We start from the raw sequence: 24,554 nt of genomic DNA on the forward strand, positions 1-24,554 counted from the left end.
GGTGTCGCCGCACGGTGGCTACCAGGTCTTGAACTCGACCTTCCCGGTGCCCATACGGAAGCTTCCGTCGGAGTACAGGGTGGGGCGGGCCTCGACGTGATCGCCGCTGTACTCCTCGACGTGGCGGATCGTGACACTGCCGGGAACCGTGAAGTCGATCAGGGCGATGGCGACCCAGTAGGAGAGGTTGCGATCGTTGAACAGCGGTACCGTCACGGTGGAACCCCGCCCGTCGGTGACGACCGCGCGCGCTCCGTAGGACTTGAACGAACCGGGGCCGTTTTCCACCGCGCTGTACGCGCACAGGAGGACGTAGCCCTGGAGGTCCGGGCGGCAGATGGTGACGGTCTCGCGGCCAGGTGCTTTCGAATCGCCGTCCAGAGCGATGTACGGCGGATCGGTGAGCGAACCGAGTCGACGGTAGTAGACGAGTTCCTTCGACTCGCTCGGGCGCTTGCGATGGGGTGTGACACGGCTTCCCGGGACGAACAAGGCGTACAGGTCGAGGTCGGCTCCGGCTTCCCGGCGGGCCGCGCTGCCGCCGTTCCATTCGAGGGCGGCGGTCACCAGGAGGGCGGTGTCGTCCTTGCGCAAATTGATCGTCGCCCGGCCTGCCTTCGCAAGGGCGATCTTGCCAAGAGGCGCGGGCGGCTGCCCGGAACGAGGGGGCGCCGCTTCGGGCACCTGCTCCGTCGCCGATGGCGTCCGCGGCCCGTACGCCTGCTGGTGGGGCACCGGGGGCGGCGGCGGGGCCGTGGACGGCCCCGGATCGTCCACGACGATGCCGAAGTCCGCGGCCAGACCGGCCAGCCCCGTGTCCCAGCCCTGCCCCACCGCCCTCGCCTTCCAGCCACCCGCGCGCCGGTACAGCTCGACCAGGACCGCGACGGTCTCCCGGCGGACGAGCGGCGGCGGAGTGAAACCCACCCGGGCCGGACCGCACTCGACCAGTGCGCGAGGGGTGCTGTCCGCATCGAAGCAGGGCGCCGGGAGCTCCGGATCGATACCGGCGACGATCGCGACGGCGTGGACCGACGAAGGGACCGCGGCCAGGTCGACGACGACGGTCCGCTCGTCGAGCACGACCCCGTCCTGCGCGGGGTGGTTGTAGAAGACGAGATCGTCATCACTTCTCACCTTGCCGTCCCGCCCGAGGAGAACGGCGGAGACGTCGATACCCGTGCTGGGCGAGGTGAGCGTGACACGGCAGACCGCTGCGGACAGGACCGTGTTGCCGCCTTTGACAAGCGTGGTGATCATGAGCGCCCCTCACAGCGTTGTGTGCCTGGTCGTACCCTTGCACCGATCTCAGCGGCGAATCGGGAATTTCTCGACGGACCGGATGAACCGGCGGAGGACCTCCCGCGAGGCGCCGGAGCCGGGTTCGCGGCCGCGGGGGCAGGGCCTAGCCTGATGGCGGTGAGGCAGGCAGGCGCGGGAAAGGTGATCGTCGATGACGCCCCTGAACACCGAGGACCCGAGGTCCGTAGGTGGCTACACCCTTCTCGGCCGACTCGGGGTGGGCGGCATGGGAGTCGTCTATCTGGGCGTCTCCGCTTCGGGACGGCAGGTCGCGGTCAAGTTCGTGCACGGGCCGTATGCCCAGGAGGAGGAGTTCCGTGCGCGCTTCCGGCAGGAGGTCGCTGCTGCGCGCAGGGTGAGCGGGGCCTTCACCGCGCCGGTCGTGGACGCCGATCCGGACGCGGACCGGCCGTGGATGGCGACGCTCTACGTACCGGGGCCCACTCTGGACGAAGTCGTGAAGAAGCAGGGCCCGTTGAGCCAGCGGGAGCTGCGTGACCTGGGGCTGGGGCTCGCCGAAGCGCTGCGCGACATCCACCGGGCGGGCCTGGTCCACCGGGACCTCAAACCGGCCAACGTGCTGATGTGCGAGGACGGGCCGCGCGTCATCGACTTCGGCATCTCGCGCGTTTCCGACAGCCAGAAGCTCACCATGACCGGGCGGATGATGGGCACTCCGCCCTTCATGTCGCCGGAGCAGTTGGCCTCTCCCCGGGATGTCACCCCGGCGTCGGACGTGTTCTCGCTGGGGTCCCTGCTGGTGTTCGCGGCCGTCGGCACGGGACCGTTCGACGCCGACAGCCCGTACATGACGGGCTACCAGGTGATGTACGAGACCCCGGACCTCGGCGGGGTGCCCGAAGCGCTCGCGGACGTGGTCGAGCGCTGCCTGGCCAAGGACCCGGCAGACCGGCTGGAACTGGGGGAGCTGCACCGCATCCTCCGGGAGCTACCGGAATCGGACGCCACCGCGCCCCCGCAGGCCAGGGACTCCGCGCGACCCCGGCCCCGCCCCACTCCCCAGGACGAGGCCGCCGGCTCCGCGAGCGCCGCACCGGGCTCGGGCAAGCGTCGCCGGACACGGATGCTGCTCGCCGGCGCCGTGGCGGCCTTGGCCGTGACGGGGCTCCTGGTCGGGGCAGGCGTCTACGTGGTGCACCGGCACAGCACCACCACCTCCCGCACCGCCCCCGCAACCACCGCCACCGCTGCCCGGGCCCCCTCGCTGCCCGGCGGCTGGCGGCCCTGGACCACGAACCTGCGGTACGACGTGAAGGGCATCCCGCTGGACTACGAAAGCGCCGGATGCGTGGCGGAGGGAACCGCCCTCTACTGCGGTGGTACGGGCTTCACCGTCGCCAGGGTCGACGCCGCCTCCGGCCGCGTCCTGTGGCGCAGCGGCACCCGCCCCCAGAACGCGCGGCCGATCGGCGTCCGCGACGGGATCGTCTACGCGTACGAAGATCCGGACGACAGGACCAGGCGCGTGGTGGCCCTCGACGCCCGTACCGGACACCAGCGGTGGCAGCGCGACGTCAGCGGCACCCAGGAAGCCGTCCTGTACGACGGCGGGCTGCTGGCCGTGTCCACGGACTCGACCTTCGCCGCCTACGGGCCCTCCGGCAAGAAGCTGTGGGAAGCGCCCTCGCTGGACGAGTACTGCACCGCGGCGGCGCTGGGAGGCGCCCCCTACGCCCTGTGCTCGGCGGGCACCGAACCCGGCCAGGGCCCGGTCGACCTGGAGAAGCTCAGCCGCGACAGCCTGGCGGAGATCGCCACTCTGCCCACGGGGGCCGAAGCGCTCGGCGCTTTCCGCGGCCAACCCGTCTTCCTCGCCCCCCAGACCACGAAGACCGTGTACGAATCCGGATACGAGCGGCCGTACAACGCCGTCCTGCGCGTTGACCCGGATTCCGGGCAGGTGGAGCGGATACCGCTCGCACGTCCGCTGGCCGGCACGGCCACCCTTGTGGACGGCGTCGTCTACTTCGTCCGGACCAACGGGTCGGTCACCGCGGTGTCGGCGGACAGCGGCGAACAGCTCTGGCAGAGGACCACGGACATGGAAAACCTGTCCGCGCCCGCGGTGTCGGCCGCGTACGGGCGGGTCTACTTCTCCAACCGCTTCGGCCGGTTGCTGGCGCTCGACAGCCGCACGGGCCGGGAGGTGTGGCGCACCCCCGCCCTGGACGACCCCGGGGACAAGACAGCGGACATCCCCCCGAGCGTGCAGCTCGTCAAGGACGTGATCGTGGCGACGGCCGGCGACACGGCCTTCTCCCGGAGCCCGGACGCGCCTGCTTCCTGACCCGCCGGCCCGAAGCGGGGCCGCGCGGGTCTGCGCGTCGGCGGAGCCGAGCGCGTACATCTGAGCGTCACCGCCTGCGAACGAATGAACGTGATCGGTTCCTGGTGCGTCGAGGACCTGCGGGTCGGCAGTCTGCTGCTGGTCGGCAGGTGCGGCGGCGGGCGGCGAGCGGCGGTCCTGGATACGCGTTGCCGGGATGGGGCCTGCCTCGTGGCGCCGGGTCCGGTTGCAGACGCCCGGCATCGAAACCTCTAGGATCGCCAGCGAGGTAGGGAGACACATGGCCGGTGGGAAGGGCTCCGAACAGACCTGTACCTCCGCATCGCGTTCAGGCTTTCCGTCCCGTCCGGCGGCGCGGTGTCCAGCGCCCGGCCCGGGAAGAGGTCCGCGGATGCCGGCCACGGATCGCCACCGGCGCTTCCGTCCCGGCCGCCGGAGTTCGCTGCCACGACGCCGCAGCGCTGCCCGCTGCCCAAAGCACCGGTGCTGAGCAACTGGTCACGAGTGAAATCGTCTTGTCCCGAAATCAGTGGATGGCAGGGAGTTCACGGATGAACGCACCACACGAGACAGATGTGCTGGTAGTCGGCGCCGGCCCGTCCGGCGTGGCGGCCGCGCTGATGGCGGCCAGTCTGAACCTCCGGACGGCGGTGGTGGAGGCTGCCTCGGTGGGCGGCAAGCTGCACGCCATCGGGGCGCTGGAGAACGTCTCCGGCAACTGGACCACCGGCCCCCAACTCGCTGAGGCCCTCGCCTCCGACCTGGACCGCCTGCAGCAGGCCGGCCGGTGCTCCGTCATACGGGCCCGTGCTGTGAGCGTCACCGGCTACGACGACCGGGCGGATCTCGTACTCGACGACGGACGCGTGCTGAGTGCGCAGGTGGTGGTGGTCGCCACCGGTGTGTCGACCATGGCTCCGCCCGAGGCCGACTGGATCAGCGCTCCCGAACAGCCCTCCGTCCCGCTGCTGTGGCGCACCGGACCCGCGGACCTCACGGACCGGACCTACGTCCTCGGAGCTGACCGCCCCCTCGGGACGTGGCTCCGCACGCACCCGCACTCTCCGACGACGCTGCACGTCCTCTGCCCGCCGGCGGACGACTACAAGATCAGTGAAGTCTCGGGAGACGAGCGCGTCCGCGTCGTGCCCGTCTCCCAGGTGGCCCTGTCACCGGCGCCGGACGGCGACGGGTGGAGTCTGCTGGTCAAGGACCGGCAGGGAGAGCGCACGTCCTACGTCTCCACAACGGTGTTGAGCAACCTCGGCAGCAAACCCGCGGCCTTGGACGGCCTCGCCCTGAGCGAGGACGGCTACTGCCCGCCCGGCAAGCAGCACCCCCGGATCCGAACCGCCGGCGACCTGAGGGCAGCCCAGTTCCAGCGCATCGCGACAGGCCAGGGCTCGGGAGCGGAGGCCGTGCTCGCGGCCTACTACGCCACCGTGCCTTCCGGGTCCGTGCACGTCACCGGACCGTGAGGCGGACGGTGGGGAACGGGCTCAGCCCGGTGCCGGCGAGCCGGTGCCCGGGGCGAAGGCGAACAGGTACGCCCCCGCCGTCCCCGAGGTAGCCACGCCGGTGCCGTCGGGCAACCAGCAGCAGGACAGCAGCGCTCCGTCAACGCGCATCTGCGTTGCCGGGAGCCCGGTGGCCGTGTCCCAGATCCGCACCGTCCGGTCGTTGCCGGCCGTGGCCAGCCACGAGCCGTCCGGCGAAATCGCCACCGCACGCACCGGACCGCTGTGGCCGGTCAGCGTGCGGGGCACGGCGTCGGCGGCCGTGTCCCAGATCCGCACCGTCCCGTCGTCGCCGGCCGTGGCCAGCCACGAGCCGTCCGGCGAAATCCCCACCGCACGCACCGGACCACTGTGGCCGGTCAACGTGCGCACGGCAGCGCCCGTGGCCGTGTCCCAGATCCGCACCGACCGGTCGTCGCCGGTGGTCACCAGCCACGAGCCGTCCGGCGAGACCGCCACCGCCGTCACCCAGTCGGTGTGGCCGGTCAACGTACGCACTGCCCCACCGCCCGCCGCGTCCCAGATCCGGCCAGCCACGAGCCGTCCGGCGAAATCCCCACCGCACGCACCGGACCACTGTGGCCGGTCAACGTGCGCACCACCCCACCGCCCGCCGCGTCCCAGATCCGCACCGTCCCGTCGTCGCCGGCCGTGGCCAGCCACGAGCCGTCCGGCGAGGCCGCGACCGCCGTCACCGGGCCGGTGTGGCCGGTGGCCGTGACGGTCGTACGGCCGATGGCGGCGTCCCAGATCCGCACCGTCCCGTCGTGGCTGGTGGTGGCCAGCCACGAGCCGTCCGGCGAGACCGCCACCGCGATCCGCACCGACCGGTCGTTGCCGGTCGTGGCCAGCCACGAGCCGTCCGGCGAAATCCCCACCGCACGCACCGGACCGCTGTGGCCGGTCAGCGTGCGCACGACAGCGCCGGTAGCGGCGTCCCAGATCCGCACCGTCCCGTCGTCACTGGCCGTGGCCAGCCACGAGCCGTCCGGCGAGACCGCCACCGCACGCACCGGACCACTGTGGCCGGTCAGCTCGCGCACGACAGCGCCCGTGGCCGTGTCCCGGATCCGGACCGTGCCGTCATGGCTGGTGGTCACCAGCCACGAGCCGTCCGGCGAGACCGCCACCGCACGCACCGGACCGCTGTGGCCGGTCAGCGTGCGCACGGCAGCGCCCGTGGCGGCGTCCCAGATCCGCACCGTCTCGTCGTTGCTGGTGGTGGCCAGCCACGAGCCGTCCGGCGAGACCGCCACCGCGTTCACCGGGTCGGTGTGGCCGGTCAGCGTGCGGGTGAGGGCGCCGGTGGCCCTGTCCCAGATCCGCACCGTCCGGTCGTTGCTGGTGGTGGCCAGCCAGGAGCTGTCGGGTGAGACCGCCACCGCGGTCACCCAGTCGGTGTGGCCGGTCAGCGTGCGCACGACGGCGCCCGTGGCCGTGTCCCAGATCCGCACCGTCTCGTCGTTGCCGGCCGTGGCCAGCCACGAGCCGTCCGGCGAGACCGCCACCGCGGTCACCGGGCCGGTGTTGCCGGTCAGGGTGCGGCGCAGAGCGGGGTCGGGGAGGTCGGGAAGCGGCCACCTGTTGCGGAGAGCGGGGTGCGGGGAGCGCCAGGAGCGGCTGACGACCTGCCAGGGGGCGTATGCACCCAGGCGGGAGTACAGGACGGCGGTGAGGGCGTGCCCGGGGACGGTCGGGGTGAGCAGATGGGCGGCGGAGGTGAAGGCGTGCGCGGCGGCGCGGGCGGTGGGGGTTTCGATGGCGGTCAGGTCGGCCCACGGCGCGGTGGTGCCGCGGGTGTGCAGGCGCCAGGCGATCCAGCGCAGGTCGGTGGCGACGGCTTCGGCCTGTACCGGGCGGCCGGCGTCCAGGAGGTGGGTGACGAGGTGGTCGGCCAGGTAGCCGTCCGGCATCTGCCACCACGCCCGCCCCACGGCGGGATCGGTGCCGGGCTGCGGTGGCGCCGGGGGCAGACCGGCCGCGGCGGCGTCGACCAGGACGGCGTTGGTCTGCCGCAGTCGGGTCTCGCCGAGGCGGGCGCGCAGATCGTCGCGGATGACGTCGTGCAGCCGGATCTGCCCGCCGGCCTGCGGGTCGGGTTCCGGGGCCAGCAGGGAGGCCCAGGCCAGGTCGGCGCACAGTCTCCTGGAATCCTGCGCGGTGAGTGAGCCGGTGGACTGCCACAGCTCGGCGACGAGGCTGACGGGGATGCTCTCGTCCTCGGCGAAGACGCCCAGTTCGCCGAAGCGTTCGTCACCGCCGGGGGGCAGGAGCTGTGCGGCGGTCTCGACGGCCGCCCGGACCGCGGTGCTGCGCTGGAGCGGGTCCCTCAGGTCGACCTCCGCGCGGGAGTCGGCGGTGGCAGGCGCGTGCCGCCGCATCCGTTCCAGGAGGCCGGCGGCGGCTGACGCGGGGTCGGCGCCGGCGGCCAGCAGTCCGGCGAGCGTCTGGTGGACCAGACGCAGCAGCAGCGGCCACCGCCCGGTCGCGCGCAGCAGCCCCTCGGTGGCCTCGTCCGGCCACGCAGGCAGCTGCCAGGTCAGCAGACGCCTCGCCTGCTGCTCGGACATCGGGCCGACCGGGATTCGCGGAGCGTCGCCGGGGAGCAGATCCGGGGTCCGGGTGGTCACCAGCCGCACACAGCCCTTGCCGTCGACCAGGAAGGGTTCGAGCTGCTCGCGGAACCAGACGTCGTCCAGGATCAGCAGCACCGGGGGCCGCGCGTCCAGCACCCGTCCCAGATACGCACCGGCCGACTGCGGATCGCCGAACGATTTCGCGTCCCCCGTGATGAACTGCGCGGCCTCGGCCACCTTGGCCGCGACGGCGGCCGGGCTGCGGACGTTCGGGCCCAGCACGATCCGGTGGATCCGGCCCCCGAAGTGCCTGCGCACCCGCGGGCGCGCCCGGACCGTCTCGGCCAGCACCGTCTTCCCGAAGCCCATGGCACCGTGCACGCCCACCACCTGCCGCGTACGCCGGCAGACCGCGGACACCACCGCGTCCGCCTCGTCGCGGTCCACCACCCACTCCGGTACGGACTGCGGCGGCCGCGGCAGCGGCCCGTCCTGCCCGGCACCGGGCCGCGACCACGGCGGGACGGGAATCCGTCCCGAATCGCGGGCCGCGGCCGGCTCCGCGCCGGTTTCCGGATCGTCTGCCCCCGATCCTGATTCCGGCGCCCACGCGAGGTCGGGCGTGTCGGTGAGACCGAGCCGGCTGAGCATGGTGGGGCCGAGCCAGGCGAATTCACGGGCGTGCTCGGGAAGTGTGTCGGTGCCGCCCTCCCATCGGAGCCAGGCGGGGAAGTCCGGGTGGTGGCCGGCCAATTCGGCGATGCGTTCGGACACCCTCCCCATCGTTTCGACGATGTGCGCGGTCGGGGCCGCGTCCAGCAGGATGTCGCCGACGCCGTCGGCGAAGGCGTAGAGCTGCTGACCCGCGGGGGCCCGCCGGCCGGACGCCCCGGTGGCGTCCTGGACCGGCGCCGGTACCGGGCGCAGGATTCCGCTGAGGAAGACCTCGGCGAGATGTGCGGCGTCCGCCCGCCACGGCACGGCTTCGGCGAGGAGCCGCATGACGGGGACGGTGGTCGGGGACAGCGCCGCGAGGTGGGCGGCCAGCCGGTAGGCCTCGGGCGAGACCGTGGCGCGGAAGCGCCCCACGGCGGAGGCGGACGTGGCGGGGGCGGCGGGCGGCGCGGAGGGCTCGTTCCGGGACGGCGCCGGCTGCCACAGCGGCAGGGCGAGTTCGCTGCCGTCCGACGCGACCGCTTGCGCCCAGCGGACGAGCGTGGCGGCGGCGGGGTGCAGGACCGGGACGGGGGCTCCGTCGAAGGGGCTCAGCTCGGGCGGCAGGACCAGGTCGCGCACCTGCCAGGTGGCGTTGGCGGCCCCCGCCCGTGGGATCCGGACCGCCCAGCGGCGGCCGGCCACGCCGGAACCGGGCCACATGCGCGGCGGCAGGGCGTGCATGATCGCGGTGGGCCCGAGAGCCGCCCACGAGCGGAGCACCGGTTCCATGGCGGCGGAGCGCCAGTGCGGGCCGACGCCGTCGGAGACGACCAGGACCATGGTGCGCCCCGAGGCATCGGCGAGCGTGTTCGGCGGCAGGAGGCGCTGCGGCCCGCCGAAGGGCCGGCCGGCGAGCATCGGGGCCGCTCCCGTCCCGGCCCGCAGCGCCACGACCCTGATCTGCCTGAAGGCGCCCAGCCGCTCCAGCAGCCGGCGCAGCTCGCCGCACATCTGCTGCCACAGCACCATGGAAGGGCTGTCGTCGATGACCAGCGCCAGGTCCAGCCACCGTTCGGGGCGGGGCCGGACGACGACGTCGGGGACGCCGGTCGCCGCGATCTGCGTGACGGTGGCGGCGACGTCGATGTCGGTGCGCCGCGGATCGGCCCGGTAGCGCTTGAGGGGCCGCATCGCACGGGCGACGGCCAGGAACGGTGGCAGGGCCCGGGGGCGGGGCAGACGGACGGGCAGCGCGCGGGCCGCCGGCAGCGCGGGGGCGTCGGCGGGGGCCGGGTCGGGGCCGCCGTCCGCCGGTGGGGGCGTGACCGGTGCGCCGTCACCCGGCGGGTCGGGGGCGGGGCCGGGCGACGCGTAGAACCCGCCGACCTTGGCGGCCGGTTGGGCGGGCCCGGGCGCGGCGGAGGGGTCGGGCTGCGAGGTCACGGGGGGCGCCGCGCCGGCTCCCGCGTCGTGCGGATGCGCGTCGCCGTCGGCCCGTGCGGTCCGTGCGGGGAGTGACTGCCCGCCGGCCGGGAGGCGTTCGGCGAGCCAGACGACGTCCAGCAGCTCCTCGACCGTGGCGTCGTCGGCGAGCCCGCGCAGGCCGCGCAGGACGTGCGTCAGCGGCTCGGGCGAGGTCACACCGTGCCGCCCAGCTGATGGAAGAGCGCCTCCAGCAGTCCTTCCGCGTCGGTGTCCACGCCGCCCAGCCGCAGGAAGGCGGCGTTCATCAGCTGGTCGGTCGCGAGTTCGTCGGGCGCCCTGCGGGCGAGGAAGGCGCGGACGAGCTCGTCGACCCTGGCCGGGGCGTCGGCTCCCAGGTGCGCGGCCAGGATGTCGCGCAGCCGCTGCTCGCTCGGGTCGGGGAGGTTCAGGCGCAGGCAGCGTCGCAGGAAGGCCGGCGGAAAGTCGCGTTCGCCGTTGCTGGTGATCAGCACGACGGGGAACTCCGTACAGCGGACCATGCCGCCGCGGACCGGGACCGGGACGTCGCTCCCGGCGGTGTGCACCTCCACGACGTCCCGCTCGCGGGTCAGACGGGAGAGCTCGGGGATCTCGAATTCGCCGCGCTCGAAGACCGTCAGCAGGTCGTTGGGCAGGTCGATGTCGCCCTTGTCCAGTTCGTCGATGAGCAGGACCCGCGGCAGGTCGCGCGGGACGAGGGCGGTGCCCAGCGGCCCCAGCCGGATGAAGTCGCCGATGTCCGGCTCCGGCCCGCTGCCGTCGCGGCTGAGCGTGCTCTCCCGCAGCCGGCCCACCGCGTCGTACTGGTACAGCGCGTCGGACAGCATCGAGCGGCTGTTGACCGGCCAGTGCAAGACCTTGCCCAGGGACAGTTCGTGGGCGATGGCGTAGGCGAGCGACGACTTCCCGGAGCCGGGGTGGCCTGTCACCAGTACCGGGCGCCGCAGGTGCAGCGCGGCGTTGACGACGTCGATCTGCGGCTGGTCGATGAGGTAGGGGCGGGGCGGCTCCACGTCCGCGCCGTCCGCGCCGGTGCTGCTCTCCTGGCCGAAGCGGCGCCACGGCGGGGGTTCGGGCATGGTGATCCGGCGGGGCTGCCCGTCGCCGAGGAAGAGCCGCCACTGGTGGACGGGGCGCGCGTCGTCGGTCGGGTTCACCGGATCTGCTCCTGCTCGATCGGGTCGCTCCAGCGCGACGTCGGGGGAAGAGCGGTGGCGTCGTCCCACACCAGCGCCGGCTGCGGTGCGTCACGCCGGGGTTGGGCCAGGGCGCGGGCCCGGTGGGTGCGGACGCGGTGCGGCAGGCCCCGGGCGGAGCCGCCCAGCATGAGGGCGACCAGCGGGTCCCCGCGCCCGGCGGCGATGGCGCCGCGGTCCCACAGCACCACGGGGATGCCGTACTTCATGCAGGCCGCCCGCAGCGCCGCGCGGTGCCGGGGGGCGCACGCGAGGATGACGCGGGAGGCGTTCAGGTCGGCCTGCAGTGCGCCGTAGACCTGGAGCGAGGTGGTGTACTCCTCGGTCAGGTGCAGCAGGCCGCCGCTGTCCAGGTTCTCCCAGCGGGACTGCCAGCTGCGCCGCTGGCCGATGTCCTCGCGCAGGCGCGGACACCGCAGGATGACGGTGTATGCGGCGCCCAGCACCACCGGGTCCTCTCCGTCGGCGGCGTTGTTGTCCCAGGTGTCGACCGGTTCGTCGAGGTCGTTGGAGTCGAGCAGGAACTCCACCACGGGCACTTTTCCGGGCAGCGCGACGGCGCCTTGCCGGATGAGGATCGCGTGGAGCAGCCGGGTGATCTCCTCCGGGGTACGGGTGTCGTCGTCGGCCAGCACCTGCCAGGCGGTCTCGTCCCTGCGCCCCGAGGTGTACCAGATGACGCAGCGGTAGCCGGTGGCCGTGACGGGCTCCAGCGCGACGGTCAGCCGCGGCTGCGGTTCGGCGGTGGCACTCTCGCGCAGTGCCCAGACCCGGGCGTCCTCCCGGCGTTCCCCGAGGGCCGACCGCGCCACGCCGAGGCGGACGGCGACGGCGTCCGACCACTCCCGCATACCGCCGGCAGCCGGTTCACCGCACAGGGCCGCCAGGTACTCCACCGCCCGCAGGACGGCGGGCACCCGGGGCGTGCCCTCCACAACAGCGGCGCCGTCGCTCCGGAACTCCTCCAGGACGTCGACAAGCTGGCGCAGGCGCTCCTCTTCGGGGGCGTTGCGGTACTCGGGCGGCAGATGGCTGGTGAGCGTGGCGTGCGGCATCGCCGATCTGGCCGCCTCCTCCAGGCGCGCCGCGGCGCTTTCGGGCAGGACGTCGAGCAGCCAGCGGCGTTCGCTCACCGACAGCAGGCCGGACGCCCCTGCGGCGAGCCCTGCCGACATCAGCCGGCTCGCGCTGTCGGGACGGTCGACCGCGAGCCCCTCGCACAGGACGGCCAGTGCCCGTGGGACGGTGGCCAGGATCTCCGCGAGCTCGTCGACACCCACCAGGACATCGGTGTCGACGTCCAGTTCCAGCTCGTCGGCCAGCCGCGGCGCCTGTTCGGCACGTCTGCCGGGGTCCCGGAACACGTCGGCGACGAGGCGGTTGAAGGCGTGCAGCGCCGGGGAATACCCGGCGGACCGTGGCCGGTGCGGCGAGCGGCCCGGGTGGGAGCGCGGAGCGATCTCGGGCAGGAAGCTCCTGACGGACTGCCAGGGCACCGCCAGAAACCGCCGTACGACGTGCGAGGACGCGAAGCCGCCGGGGGGAGGCTCGATGATCCCGAGGACCAGGCCGACCACGGCGTCCTGCTCCGCGCACCAGAGCGGGCCGCCGCTGTAGCCGGGACCGACAGCCGCGCCTTCGAGCGGGCCGTCGATGTACGAGACCGGGCCGTCGTACAGCTTCACCGCCCCGTTGGCGAAGGTGAACTGCTCCCCGTTGCCGTGCCAGGCCCGTACCGACTGCCGCTCGGCCATCGGCATCCAGCGGACCGGCCGCAGCAGCGGGGGCGGGGCGCTCTGGAGCCGCAGCAAGGCCAGATCGCCGGTCCAGACCCTGTCGCCGGGCAGCGCCGGGCGCGCCTCGGGTGCCGGGTGCTGGGCGGGTATCCAGGCGGACACCCGGGCGGTGAGCGAGTCGCGCGGCTCGCCGAGTCCCGGAAAGGCGACGGACACGAGCGCGTCCCGTGGGGGCTCGGGGGTGAACGGCTCGTCGCCGAGGGCGTCGTTCACCACGTGGGCGCAGGTGAGGACGAGCCCGTCACCGACGTACACGCCGGCGCCGGCCACGGACGTCGACGTGGACGACGTGTCGAGGACAGAGGCGAAGGAGTGCCATACCGTGCTCGCCTCGGAGGGGTCGGTCCGCAGCCAGGGGCGCGCCCTAGGGTTCATGTTCACCGGCCCCGGCGGCGCTTCTCGGAGCATCCCCGGCCGTCCCGGTTCCCTGGCCCGGCTTCCAGTTGACGGTCACCGTCATCGTCGCCTCGCCCCCGGCTCCGACGATGCCCAGCTTGAGGTCGTTGCTCACCCGCACCCCGAAGCTCACCGACACTTCGGACGGCACGTCGGGGACCGCGCTGACGCTGTCGTGGACCTGCTGCAGCAGCGGCGCAAGCGGAGCGAGCAGCGTGCGCAGCGCGCTCTCGGCCGCGACCGACACGCGGCGGCCCGCGGAAACCGGCCGGGAGTCACCGAAGCCCGGAGTGTGGCCGCCGTCGTGGTCGGCCCGGGACGACCGCAGGGGAGCGAACGCCTGTAACGCCACCGCCGTCCCGTCGGCGAAGACGAATTCGATGAAGTCCTCCACTCCGCCAGTGTGCCCGCAAACGGATCCCGGCAAGAGGAAGTTCGGCGATCGGGCGCTGCCGGCCGCAGAAGGGTTCTCGGCCATTTGGCGGCCGAAAACCAGGCAGTCCGCGCAGGACCGAAGGTGTATCCACCCGGCACCCCCGAAGATCGGCTGCACAGTCGCCTTCCCGGGCGGCCGGCAGCGGGCCCTGCCACCGTGCCCAGGCCCCGATCCGCGTGGAGGTAGCCCTCGTGCAGGACCCCGTCACCCTCGCCGACGACGCCGACCTCGCCCATCTGGTGGACCTCCTCGACATCCTCCCGGACCCGGACGACGACACGTTCTGGGAGGTCAACGGGGTCGACATCGCCGGCAAACTGAGTCTCAGGCTCAAGCCGGTCCTCAGCGGCCAGGCGTACCCGCAGGACGTGGACTACCTCGCGGTGTACGTCCTGAAATACCTCGGCCGCGGCAACCGGTACATCACCGTGGAGCAGATCACGCGCAGCCTGCGCGGGATCGACGGGGTCCCGGCCGCCGGCCACGCCTGGGTGGAGGACGCCACCCGCACCGCGTGGGCCCTGGTCACCCGCTACAGCCTCCCGAACTGGCGCGGTGTGCACAGCACGCCGGGCCGCAGATGGCGCGAAGGCTGAGTCCCCGCCACGCACTCGCCACGTCCTCGCCGCCGCTCCGGAGCCGGTCGCGCCAGGATGCGCGGGGCGGACGGCAGCCTCGCGGCCTTCGGCCGGCAGGGACCCGGGAAGCCTTGGCGCGGGGGGTGCCGCGTGGAAAGCTGCCGGGATGCGCAGCAACCTCGTGGACTGGACCGCCGTCGCAGCAGGGAACTTCGCGTTCCCGACCGGGGTGGCGGCGCCCCGGATCAGCGACGAGCTGGCGGCGATGCTCGTCTCCCCCGACCCCCGGGTGCGCGACGAGCACGCCTACACGGCCGCTGCCGCCTGGATACGCGCGGGGCATCTCGACGACGTGCTGGCCGCCATGGGCGACACCGCCGCTGAGCGCTTCGCCCATCCCGAGGTCCAGGCCCGCACGTTCGCGCCCCTGGTCCTCAAGTGCGTGCTGGCCCGGAGCGGGCAGGTGCCGGGCGCCGTGCCGGAAGCGGCCGTGGTCCGCTGGTACGCGGAGTTCGCCGCCTGGTACCCGCACGAGCGGGACACCCGCGGCTGGGACGACCGCATGGGCTGGTTGCACGCCGTCGCCCACGGAGCGGACGCGGCCGCGGCCTTCGCGACGGCGCTGCCCGACCGCCGCACCGCCCTGCTGGAGCTGTGCGCCCGCCGCATGACGGCGCGGGCCACCGACTGGCGCTACGTCCAACTGGAGGACGCACGGCTGGCGGCGGCGATCACCCGCATCCTGCTCGCTCCCGGTCTCACCGCCGAGGAGGCGACAGGCTGGCTCGACGTGGTGGCCGCGGCGTTCACCGACAGCGGCCCCGGCGCCGTCCCGCCGTGGGCCTTCAACACCTTCGCCACGCTGCAGTCCTTGCACCTCCACCTGAGCCAGGGCCTGGCCGAGGGCGGAATCCCGCCGCATGCCGGGGAAGTGGCCGCACGCGTCACCGGGATCCTCCGGCTGCCGTACCGCTGGCTGGGCTGAGGCAGCCCTTCGCTCCCGGCGACGTGATCGTCAGCAGGAGTGTTACGCACCGGCCGCCCGTCCAGCGGTCCGAGCCCACGGTCGCGGTCGCGGTGATCGTCGAGCCGGGTTCCGCAGCCTCCTCCGCGATCACCCGCCGTGACGGGCACCGTCGAAGACCACCGACCAGGGCCGCGGGCCTCCGGCGCCGTCCGGGGCGGACGGGCGGGGCGGGTCGGCCGCCCCGCTGCCGGAGAGGGCGCGCGCGGCGGTGCGGGCGAAGGCGGACGCGGCCGGGTGCGCCTTCCGGCGGGGCCAGACGGCGGACATCCGCGGGCGCAGCGGCCGGCCGGCCAGTGGCCGCCACGCCGTCCGCGGCTCCTTGGCCGCGGTGCGCCCGTCGCCGAAGGCGACCCCGTGCCCCGACGCGACCAGGCCGAGCAGGAATTCGGGCGTCCCCGCGTGCCGGATCGCCGCCGGGGTGAAACCGGCGGCGCGGCAGACGGCGAGGATCTCGTCGTACCAGCCGGGGGCCGACGGCCGCGGGAAGAGGACGAGGTCGTGGCCGGACAGCTCCGCCAGGTCCACCTCCGGGCGCCGGGCCTGCGCCGAGGCTCGGTGCAGGACGACGCCCCAGTCCCCCGCGGCCGCCGGGCCGGCGACGAGGTCGTCCGCGGCGCCCAGCGGGTGGTGGAGCAGGCCGACGTCGAGGTCGCCGGACCGCAGCAGCCGCAGCTGCTCCGCCTCGTCCCCCTCGCGCGGCTCGACGAGCAGCCCGGGAAGCTCGCGGGCCCCGGCGGTCAGGAGTGCGTGCAGCGCGGCGGCGGACGTCTGCGGCGGCACGCCCACCCGCAGGGTGTCCGGCTCCCCGGCGCCGGCCACGGCCGTACGCAAATGCTGCTCGGCGGCGAGGAGCCGCCGGGACTCCGCCAGCAGGACCACGCCCGCGGGCGTGAGGCGGACGTGCCGGCGTGACCGGTCGAACAGCTCCGCGCCCAGATGCCTCTCCAGCCGGCGGATGGACTGGCTGAGCGGGGGCTGGGCCATGCCGATGATGTCGGCGGCGCGGCTGAAGTGCAGTTCCTCGGCGACGACAACGAACAGCCGCAGGTGGCGGAGGAGGTCCACCCCGCGAGCTTATGTGATCATCCGAGGGATGCGGGAAACGGAGCCGGAGGTGCGGGGAATGGACACGGTCGGGGAGCGCACCGCCCGGGACACGGTCGAGGAGCGCGTCACCCGGGTGTTCGCCGAGGCAGGTGCCACGGTCCGGCTGCACGCCGTCGACCTGCACAGCGACCGGGAGGTCGGCGTGGCCGCCGACGAACAGGTGGTCCTCGCCTCGGTGTTCAAGATCCTGCTGGTGCTGGAGTTCGCCCGGCAGGCCGGGGCCGGGCAGATCGACCCGCGGGAGCGGGTCGTGCTCACCGCGGCCGACCGGCTCGGCGGCTGGGGCGTCGCCGGATGCGCGGACGACGTCACGATGTCGCTGCGGGACCTCGCGTACTTCACGATGTCGGTGAGCGACAACACCGCGGCCGACGCCCTGCTGCGCCGCGTCGGGCCGGACACCGTACGGCTGCTCGCCGCCGAACTCGGCCTGGGCCGCACACGCGTGCTGGGCGGCCCGCGGGAACTCCTGGAGTCGATGTTCGAGGACGCGGGCGCCGCTGACGCGGCGGAGTTCGCCGAGCTCTACCCGGGCCTGGAGCCGCGCCGGGTCCGCGGCTTCGCGGCGCTGGACCCGGCGCGTACGACCTCCGGCACGGCCCGCGACGTCACCACCTTGCTGCGGCTGGTCTGGCAGGACCGGGCGGGACCCGCGGCCGCGTGCGCCTGGGTGCGGGAGCTGATGTCCCGCCAGGCCTTCCGGCACCGCCTCGCGTCCGGCTTCCCCGACGACGTGCGGGTAGCGGCGAAGACCGGAACGCTTCCGGGGCACCACATCGAGGCCGGCGTCGTGCACTACCCGGACGGCGGCCGCTACGCCGTCGCGGTCTTCGCCGGGACGGTGGGGCTCGCCCCCTTCCAGGTGGCGGTCGACCGGGCGATCGGCCGCGCGGCGCGGGTCGCGGTGGAGGGCCTCAGAGCCGCACCGGGCGCCTGACCGGGCCTGATACCGCCGCGGATATCACAGCGGAGGGTGATCGGTCTTGGACACGGCGCGGTGGCCGGTGCTGTGCTCCTCCCATGAGCGCGACGAGAAATCCAGGATTCCCCCGGCGGCGGCTGCTCAAGGGAGCCGCCGCGGGAGCGGTGGCGGCGGGCGCGGGAACGGTCGCGGCGGCCGCCCCCGCGACGGCCGCCGCCCCGGCCGCCGGGCCCGCGGACGCCACCGCGGACGGCGTCACCTTCCGCTGGTTCGGCACCAGCGGCTGGCGTGTCGACACCGGCGCACGGACCCTGCTGGTCGACCCGTACCTGACCCGTTTCCCCACCGGCCTGTTCACCAAGCCGTTCCGCGCGGCCACGCCGCTCACCACCGACGAGGACCTGGTCACCGAGCACATCGGGCATCCGGAACTGGTCCTGGTCACCCACAGCCACTGGGACCACTTCAACGACGTCCCCTTCATCGCCGCATCGACGACCGCGCAGATCGTCGGCACGGAGACGACGTACCACCTGCTCAGGGCGTACGGCGTCGACCCGGCCCGGATCATCGTCGTCAGGGGCGGCGAGGTCCTCGACTTCGGCGGCTACGCGGTGCAGGTCGTCTCCGCCCGCCACAGCAGGAACGGCGCCCACGGCTACTTCGCCCCCGGCACCCTCCACGGCACCGCGGTCCCGCCGCGCCCCGAGACGATCGCGGACCTCCCGGAGGGCGACACCCTCGCCTTCCACGTCAGCTTCGACGGCGGCCCCTCCGCGTTCTTCATGGGCGCCAGCGACTTCAGCGAGCGCGACACGACCGGCCTGCGCCCCGACGTGGCGATGATCGCCCCGCCGACCAGCACCTCGACCCGCGACTACGTCCCGCGCCTGCTGGCGGCACTGGGCAACCCGCGCGTCCTCGTCCCCGTCCACTGGGACAACTTCGAGACCCCCCTGACCGAGCCCCCGCAGCGCGACCCGGCGGTCGACTGGGACGCCTTCCTCGGCCAGGTGCACGCGACCGCCCCCCGGTCGGGCGTGGTGCTGCCCGCGTACCTGACGCCGTACCGCTTCGGCTGACGTCCGGCCCGGGCCGCCTCAGCCTCCGGCCGGACGGAAGAGCGCGTCGTCGTAGTCCGGGAAGACCACCGGCATCGCACGGCGGAAGGCGGCGACCTCGGTGCTCTCCTGCAGCTCCCGGCAGAGCGTCTGCGGCCAGTACCAGAAGCCCCGGGAGGCGAGCATCCGCTCCAGGTACGCGTCGAAGGCGTAGCCGGTGTCGTACAGCTCCTCGCCGAAGTAGTGGTAGTGGACGGAGTCGCGGGGCGGGACGAACGCGGCGCAGGCCTCGGGGACGAACATGTCGAAGGGCTTCACGTCGCGGTATTCGCGGTCCTCCGCCGAGTGCCAGGTGACGCCCTGCCAGTCGCCGAAGACCTCGGTCAGCGGGCGGACGTTCACCAGGCCCTGGTCCGAGAGGTCGCCGTGGAGGAGTTCGGGGACGGTGTGCCGCCATGTCAGGCGCACCGCCCCGACCTCGCGGTAGAAGTCCTCGACGCCGTCCGGGAGGCGGCCGCCGGCCAGGCGGAGGGCGAGATCGATGTCGGCGGGCGGGGTCGGCGGTGCGACGTCGGCCGCCACGAGCCGGACGCGGGGGTTGCGCTCCAGGTCGTCGATCATCGCGTCCAGCCGGGCGCGGAGGGTCCTCACGTACGTCTCCTTCTCGGGGCGCCGGCTAGAGGCGGTTGTTCTCGATCTGCCAGGCGTCGCCGTACAGTTCCGTGCCCGCGGTGTCGTAGACGGTGTACTCGGCCTCGATCGAGCCGGCGAGCTTGGCGGAGTAGTTGGTGTCGATGTCGTTCTCCACCGCGGTCGGCAGCGGGGCGAAGTCCGCGCCCGCGGGGTGGGTGCTGTAGTCGGCCGTCACGGCGTACTCGACCACGTTGCCGTTGGTCAGCACCTCGGCCTTGACGCTCTTCTCGACCTTCGCGTGGTGCGCGGAGTTCGCGGACTTGCAGAGCGGGGTCAGGTTGCTCATCGTGTTGCCGGGGCCGCCGACCTGCTCGTTGAGCAGGTGCCCCTGCACCATGAAGTTGCTGAACCACTGGGCGGTCGCCCCGCTCCCGGTCGGCCACCACGACGGCTGGACGCTCGGCTTGGAGCCCTTGCCGAGCTGCCCCGGCCACAGCTCGGCGTGCATCGAGGTGCCGACGCCGTTCCCGTTCACCCCGCCGTAGTTGACGTACGGCTTCCCCGTGAAGGCGCGCTGCACCGCGGGCCCGGGTGCGGCGGACCGGGCTTGCGGGGCCGCCGGGCGTACGGTCCGGGGCACCGCCCGGCTCAGCACCCGGCCGGCGTTCGCCTCGGCGGCGCGCTCGAAGCGGTCGCCGGGGTCGCTGACGGACAGCCCGTCGCCGTGGTCGGTCCCGGCCACCGTCCCCGAGCGCTGCTGGATGACGTGCGTGAGCTCGTGGGCCAGCGTGTGCTTGTCGCCGCCGCCGCGGCCCAGCACGATGTGCTCGCCGGAGGTGTACGCGCGGGCGCTGATCCCGGCGGCCGAGCGCGCCGCGGCGGCGCCCTCGTGGATCCGCACGCCGCTGAAGTCGGCGCTCAGCCGCGCCTCCATCTCCGAGCGCACGTCCTCGGCCAGCGGCCGGCCCGGCGACCGCAGCACCTGGTGCACCTGGTGCGCTTGCTGTATCTGCTGCGCTTGCTGCACCGCCGCGCGCTGCACGGGCTGTACGGCCTGCACGGGCTGCTCCGCCTGCTCCTGCCGCCCGAGAAGCCGTACGACGGCGGCGTTGCCGATGGCGCGCTGGAGCGCACCGACCGACCGCGGGCGCGGCGCCGCGGCCGGCTGCCGCGCGTCCGGCCGGCTGTGTTCACGACGCTCGGACCTGCCCTGCGATCGCTGCTCGTGCGCGTGCACATCCACCTCCTGGACTGGCGGCCCGGACCGGGGTCGCGGCGTGCCATTGCCGGTTTACGACGTTCCGCGGGCCAGGGGCAAGGACCGGAGGGGCAGTGTCGGGGCAGCCGTCGCGCCCTTCCGCGGATGTCCGGCGCCGATCCGCGGGCGGACCGGCGGGTCACCAGGTGGGGACGAGGCCGCCGTCGATCGTGAGGTCGCTTCCGGAGATGTTCCGTGCCTGGTCCCCGAGGAGGTGGAGGACGAGGCCGGCGACCTCCTCCGGGCGGGTGAAGCGGCCTGTGGGGATCCCCGCGGCGGTTTCGGCGACCACGTCGTCGGGCGAGTGGCCGGTGTCCTGCGAGACGGTGGCCGCGACACCGCCCTTCCCCAGCCACAGGTCGGTTTCCACCGGTCCCGGGCTCACCGTGTTGACCCGCACCCCCCGCGGGCCGACCTCCTTGGAGAGCGCCTTGCAGAAGGCGGCGAGCGCGGCCTTGCCCGCGCTGTAGTCGATGACCAGCGGGTCGGGGAGCCGCGCGTTGACGGACGCCACGGTGACGACGGCGCCGTCCCCGGCCCGCAGCATCGCGGGCAGCACCGCCCGGGTGACCCGTACCGCGCTCAGCAGGTTGAGATCGAGCGAGCGCTGCCAGTCCTCGTCCGTCACGGACAGGAAGCCCCCGGTACGTACCGGGGCCACCCCCACGTTGTTGACCAGGGCGTACACCTCGCCGCCCGCCGCCTCGGCGAGCCGCACGGCGTCCTGCGGCCGGCCGAGGTCGACCTCCACCCAGGTCACCCCGCCCGCCTCGACCAGCGCGTCCAGCTCGGGAGTGCGGGTACGCGACCCGGCGACCACCCGAGCGCCGGCCCCCGCCAGGGCGGTGGCGACCGCCAGCCCGATGCCCTTGCTCGCCCCGGTCACGACGGCGGTCCTGCCGTGCAGCGTCCCACGCGGTGCGTCCATGGTTCGACAGCCTCCCCGCGACGCCGCCGCGCCGCAACAGGACACCGGCGGAGGGACGGCCCTCCGCCCGGCCCGGCGCCGGGCACGGCACGCGCATCCTCCGGGCCCGGCTCGGTCCGGAGGATGCGCACGGGACTCGCCGCCGATCTGGAGCGTGACGTATTCGCCGCCCTTTCCGCGGCGGAACGCGTCTGCCAGCCGCGCGAGCTGGGCAAGGCGGGCGCGCCGCGCGAGCTGGGCAAGGCGGGCGCGCCGCGCGAGCTGGGCAAGGCGGAATTCCACGACTGAGGAGGCGTGCACGGCGCTTCCACGACATCGTCCTCGCCGACCGGCCGGCCCGCCGGATCACCCTCCTCGTCGCGGCCGACGGCTGAGGCCGCGCGGATGCGTCGCCGGCAGTTCCGGGGCGCACCCCCGGAGGGTCATGCGCCGAGTCGAGGGGCCCGCGGGAGTGGTGAGGGAGCGGCCGGGGGCGGCACCGTGCGGAAGGCCTCGATCACGTAGGCGGCGAAGCGGCGGGAGGCCGCGAGGCGGGCGGCGGGGGGTGCGTCCTGGGCGCCGCGGTGCGCCATGAGCATCAGGATCAGGTCGTCGAGGACGAAGTCGGGGCGGAGCCGGCCCGCCCGCTGGGCGCGGCGGGTCAACTCGCCGACCGCGCGCAGGGTTCGCTCCCGGTCCGCGGCGAAGTCCATGGCCTCGGGGTACGCGGCCATGAAGGCGTCGGCGAACCCCCGGCTGCGGGCGTGGAGTTCGCAGATCCGCACGATCACGCTCCGGAATCCGCGCCACGGGTCCGGATCGGCGAGGGCGTCGTGGACCACGGCCCGGCACACCTGCCGCTGGTCGGCGAAGGCCGCCATGACCAGCTCCCGCTTGGTCGGGAAGTGCCGGTACAGCGTGGCGGGGCCGACCTCCGCGTGCCGGGCGACCTCCCGCACGGGCGCGCCGAGCCCCGCTTCGGCGAACACCGTGCGCGCGGCGGCCAGGATGCGGGCGCGGTTGTCACGGGCGTCCGAGCGCGGCACGTGAGGCAGATGGGCTGTCATGCCCTCTCAGTTTAGCCAGCCGGACGCACCCGCCGGTTACGTTCCGACAGCGGTACGGCCGCGTGCGCACGCCGCGCTCGCACCGGCACCCCATCCGTCCGAGCAAGGAGCCCAGGGACCAGTGAAAGCCATAGCCGTCAGGACATTCGGGGACCCAGCGGGTCTGGAGGTGGTCGACCTTCCCGTGCCCGTACCCGGTCCGGGGCAGGTGCGGATCGCCGCGGAGGCGATCGGGGTGGGCGGTGTGGACGCCGTCATCCGCCGGGGAACGCTCGCCGACCACGGCTTCCGGGAGGGCCATCTGCTCGGCAGCGAGGTCGCGGGACGCGTCACCGCGGTGGGCGAGGGCGTCGACGCCTCGTGGACGGGACGGCGGGTGTGGGCGTTCACCGGCCTGTCTGGCGGGTACGCCGAGCATGCCGTCGCCGCCGTCGAGGACGTCCTCCCGCTGCCCGACGGCCTGACCGTCATCGACGCGGTCACGCTGGGCAGTTGCGGCGTGGTCGCCCACTTCGCGCTGCAGCGTGCGCGTTCCGGGCCCGGCGCGCGGGTGCTCGTACGCGGCGCGGCCGGCGGGATCGGCGTCATGGCCGTCCAGCTCGCGGCCGCAGGGGGTGCCGCGGCGGTGGCGGTCACCGCCTCGTCGGTGGAGCGCGGCGCCCGGCTGCGGGAGCTGGGCGCCACCCATGTGCTGGACCGCTCCGGCGAGGGCGGTCCGGACGCGCCGGCGGGCTTCGACGCCGTCGTCGACGTCGTGGGCGGATCCCGGCTCCCCCTCTTCCTGGACCGGCTGAACCCCAACGGACGCTTCGTCTCCGTCGGCGTGGTCGGCGGCCCGCCGCCGGCGGACTTCGGAACGCGCCTGATGGGCGCCTTCCGCAAGTCGCTGTCCTTCGCCACCTTCAGCTCCGACAGCGTCCCCGCCGCCGAGCGGCAGACCGTACGCTCCGCCCACTTCGCCGACGCCGTACGCGGGGAACTGCTCCCCGTCGTCCACGACGTGCTGCCGCTGGACCAGGCAGCGGCGGCGCACCGCGCGATGGACGCGGGCACGGTGTTCGGCAGGCTGGTCCTGACCCCGTGACCCCTGGCCCCGCGGCCCCCTGCCCCTGCCCCTGCCCCCTGCCCGCTGCCCGCTGCCCGCTGAGCACGGGTACGGGGCGGGGGGTGCGGGGTCCCGGTCGCTCAGTTCTGCCGGAGGGCGGGCATCGGGAGCGGGATGTCGAACGTGGTGGCGCCCGTGCCGACGCCGCCTTCGCAGGAGTTGGGCGGCGCGGTGGTCACGCCGCGGGTGGAGGGGCGCTCGGCGGCCCAGAACATGTAGCCGAGCATGCCGGTGGTGGTGCCCGCCCCGGCCGGGGCGGCGGTCCGGGTCCAGGAGCTTGTCGCGTTCGTCACCGACGACGGGAAGTCGGTGCACTCCGGCCGGACCTGGGAGCCCTCGGCGATGTAGAGGCTGCCGGTGAACTTCGCCGGGGCGAGCGGCGGGATCGGCGGGCTGTAGTTGGACTTGCCGTCCAGGTGCTCCTGCCAGTTCGACTCGGCGCCGCTCGCGGAGGGCTGCTTGCTGGGCACCATGGCGTTGGCGTAGTCCAGGACCGGCTTGGTGGTGGTGAGCCAGTTGGCGGTGGCGTACTGGTCGAGGGCGATGAGCCAGCGGTCGCCGGCGGCAACGTCGATGGTCAGCCGGGCCGTCGGGTCGGCGCCGGAGGCGTCGTAGGGGTGCGCGGCCCGGTAGGCGTCGATGAACGCCTGCAGTCCGGTGACGTTCGGCCCGGAGCTCTGCTCGTAGTCGATCTCGATGCCCACGCCGAGCCGCGAGGCGAGCGCGGCGGCCTTCTGGCCGAGCAGCGTGGGGTTCTGGGCGAGGGCGGTGTTCCAGTCGTCGGTGTAGGTGATGCCGCCGATGGAGAGCATCACGCGGATGCCGTGGGCGGTGAAGTAGTCGACCACGGCCTGGTTCATGCCGACCGGCACTCCGCCCGCGTTGCCGCTGTCCGTGGTGCCGTCGAGCAGGGTGAGCGGGTTGACGAAGCTGAGCACCACGAGGTTGACCGAGGGGCGGCCGTCGCCGCGGTCGATCAGCCAGTGGTTGGCCCGGTCGAAGCCGGCCATGTCGCGGACGGTCGCCCAGGTGCAGGCGTCGTCGCTGCAGTGCCAGGCTCCGTAGACCTGGGGCGGCGTGCCGGTGGCCGCCGCGGAGGGGGTGGCGGCGGGCACGGCCGCGGCGGCCGCCACGAGTGCGGCTGCCGCCGCGAAGGACTTCACTCTGCCGAACAGCACACGCATGAACGCCTCCTGGCGATCAGGTGGTTCTCCGTGAAGGGGCGGCACACGGTGGCGGAT

General features: G+C 74.0%; 20 protein-coding genes. 8 read left to right on the forward strand and 12 right to left on the reverse strand.

The window, feature by feature from the left end:
- Positions 1-18 precede the first annotated feature (18 nt).
- Positions 19-1,260, reverse strand: a complete 1,242-nt coding sequence (locus tag IH54_RS0130050; protein WP_031522846.1) for a TerD family protein — start codon at positions 1,258-1,260, stop codon at positions 19-21.
- Between the two features lie 193 nt (positions 1,261-1,453).
- Between IH54_RS0130050 and IH54_RS0130055 the strand changes: the two genes are divergently transcribed.
- Together IH54_RS0130055 and IH54_RS0130060 are read left to right on the forward strand one after the other, a co-directional pair.
- Positions 1,454-3,610: a serine/threonine-protein kinase gene (locus tag IH54_RS0130055; RefSeq protein ID WP_031522848.1), complete on the forward strand. Its 2,157-nt coding sequence runs from the start codon at positions 1,454-1,456 to the stop codon at positions 3,608-3,610.
- 551 nt (positions 3,611-4,161) lie between these two features.
- On the forward strand, positions 4,162-5,088 hold the full coding sequence (locus IH54_RS0130060) for an NAD(P)/FAD-dependent oxidoreductase (protein WP_031522850.1): 927 nt from the start codon (positions 4,162-4,164) through the stop codon (positions 5,086-5,088).
- 21 nt (positions 5,089-5,109) lie between these two features.
- Here the strand turns inward: IH54_RS0130060 and IH54_RS42035 are convergent, their stop codons facing one another.
- From IH54_RS42035 to IH54_RS40430, 5 genes are all read right to left on the reverse strand, one after another.
- Positions 5,110-5,625 (reverse strand): WD40 repeat domain-containing protein, encoded by a 516-nt coding sequence (locus IH54_RS42035; protein WP_199923490.1) that lies wholly within the window; start codon positions 5,623-5,625, stop codon positions 5,110-5,112.
- Positions 5,613-10,001: a WD40 repeat domain-containing protein gene (locus IH54_RS42040; protein WP_052398034.1), complete on the reverse strand. Its 4,389-nt coding sequence runs from the start codon at positions 9,999-10,001 to the stop codon at positions 5,613-5,615. The genes IH54_RS42035 and IH54_RS42040 overlap by 13 nt, the downstream gene beginning before the upstream one ends.
- A complete protein-coding gene (locus IH54_RS0130070) occupies positions 9,998-10,903 on the reverse strand; it encodes an AAA family ATPase (RefSeq protein ID WP_078862640.1) in 906 nt (301 codons plus the stop codon). The genes IH54_RS42040 and IH54_RS0130070 overlap by 4 nt, the downstream gene beginning before the upstream one ends.
- Positions 10,904-10,977: 74 nt before the next feature.
- Entirely contained in the window at positions 10,978-13,191 is a 2,214-nt protein-coding gene (locus tag IH54_RS0130075; protein WP_159012162.1) for a trypsin-like peptidase domain-containing protein, read from the reverse strand.
- Complete coding sequence (locus IH54_RS40430) at positions 13,181-13,606, reverse strand: CU044_2847 family protein (RefSeq protein ID WP_052398035.1); 426 nt, start codon at positions 13,604-13,606, stop codon at positions 13,181-13,183. The genes IH54_RS0130075 and IH54_RS40430 overlap by 11 nt, the downstream gene beginning before the upstream one ends.
- A gap of 233 nt (positions 13,607-13,839) precedes the next feature.
- Between IH54_RS40430 and IH54_RS0130085 the strand changes: the two genes are divergently transcribed.
- Positions 13,840-14,244: a hypothetical protein gene (locus IH54_RS0130085; protein ID WP_031522859.1), complete on the forward strand. Its 405-nt coding sequence runs from the start codon at positions 13,840-13,842 to the stop codon at positions 14,242-14,244.
- A 148-nt stretch (positions 14,245-14,392) separates the two neighbouring features.
- Positions 14,393-15,211 carry a DUF2785 domain-containing protein gene (locus IH54_RS40435; RefSeq protein WP_052398036.1) on the forward strand — a complete coding sequence of 273 codons (819 nt, stop codon included), beginning with the start codon at positions 14,393-14,395 and terminating at the stop codon, positions 15,209-15,211.
- A 129-nt stretch (positions 15,212-15,340) separates the two neighbouring features.
- Here the strand turns inward: IH54_RS40435 and IH54_RS0130095 are convergent, their stop codons facing one another.
- Positions 15,341-16,318, reverse strand: coding sequence for a LysR substrate-binding domain-containing protein (locus tag IH54_RS0130095; RefSeq protein ID WP_031522864.1), 978 nt, complete (start codon positions 16,316-16,318; stop codon positions 15,341-15,343).
- A gap of 58 nt (positions 16,319-16,376) precedes the next feature.
- Here IH54_RS0130095 and IH54_RS0130100 point away from each other — a divergent pair, with 58 nt between their 5' ends.
- Together IH54_RS0130100 and IH54_RS0130105 are read left to right on the forward strand one after the other, a co-directional pair.
- Positions 16,377-17,297, forward strand: a complete 921-nt coding sequence (locus tag IH54_RS0130100) for a serine hydrolase (RefSeq protein ID WP_052398037.1) — start codon at positions 16,377-16,379, stop codon at positions 17,295-17,297.
- 83 nt (positions 17,298-17,380) lie between these two features.
- Complete coding sequence (locus tag IH54_RS0130105; RefSeq protein WP_031522869.1) at positions 17,381-18,364, forward strand: MBL fold metallo-hydrolase; 984 nt, start codon at positions 17,381-17,383, stop codon at positions 18,362-18,364.
- Positions 18,365-18,382: 18 nt separating this feature from the next.
- Here the strand turns inward: IH54_RS0130105 and IH54_RS0130110 are convergent, their stop codons facing one another.
- The 3 genes from IH54_RS0130110 to IH54_RS0130120 form a co-directional block, all read right to left on the reverse strand.
- Positions 18,383-18,994: a hypothetical protein gene (locus IH54_RS0130110; protein WP_052398038.1), complete on the reverse strand. Its 612-nt coding sequence runs from the start codon at positions 18,992-18,994 to the stop codon at positions 18,383-18,385.
- 25 nt (positions 18,995-19,019) lie between these two features.
- Entirely contained in the window at positions 19,020-20,213 is a 1,194-nt protein-coding gene (locus IH54_RS42570; protein WP_063762404.1) for an eCIS core domain-containing protein, read from the reverse strand.
- Positions 20,214-20,373: 160 nt separating this feature from the next.
- On the reverse strand, positions 20,374-21,162 hold the full coding sequence (locus tag IH54_RS0130120; RefSeq protein ID WP_031522875.1) for an SDR family NAD(P)-dependent oxidoreductase: 789 nt from the start codon (positions 21,160-21,162) through the stop codon (positions 20,374-20,376).
- A 123-nt stretch (positions 21,163-21,285) separates the two neighbouring features.
- Here IH54_RS0130120 and IH54_RS45810 point away from each other — a divergent pair, with 123 nt between their 5' ends.
- A complete protein-coding gene (locus IH54_RS45810) occupies positions 21,286-21,450 on the forward strand; it encodes a hypothetical protein (protein WP_159012165.1) in 165 nt (54 codons plus the stop codon).
- 134 nt (positions 21,451-21,584) lie between these two features.
- On the opposite strand, the gene IH54_RS0130130 is transcribed toward IH54_RS45810, so the two are convergent.
- On the reverse strand, positions 21,585-22,208 hold the full coding sequence (locus IH54_RS0130130) for a TetR/AcrR family transcriptional regulator (RefSeq protein WP_031522877.1): 624 nt from the start codon (positions 22,206-22,208) through the stop codon (positions 21,585-21,587).
- 121 nt (positions 22,209-22,329) lie between these two features.
- On the opposite strand from IH54_RS0130130, the gene IH54_RS0130135 reads away from it, so the two are divergent.
- The gene (locus tag IH54_RS0130135) at positions 22,330-23,292 is read left to right on the forward strand and encodes a zinc-binding dehydrogenase (RefSeq protein WP_031522879.1); all 963 of its coding nucleotides are present in this window, start codon (positions 22,330-22,332) and stop codon (positions 23,290-23,292) included.
- Positions 23,293-23,393: 101 nt separating this feature from the next.
- Here the strand turns inward: IH54_RS0130135 and IH54_RS0130140 are convergent, their stop codons facing one another.
- Positions 23,394-24,497 carry a hypothetical protein gene (locus tag IH54_RS0130140; RefSeq protein WP_031522881.1) on the reverse strand — a complete coding sequence of 368 codons (1,104 nt, stop codon included), beginning with the start codon at positions 24,495-24,497 and terminating at the stop codon, positions 23,394-23,396.
- Positions 24,498-24,554 lie beyond the last annotated feature (57 nt).

It is taken from the genome of Streptomyces sp. NRRL F-5123, assembly GCF_000721495.1.
Taxonomy (GTDB): domain Bacteria; phylum Actinomycetota; class Actinomycetes; order Streptomycetales; family Streptomycetaceae; genus Actinacidiphila.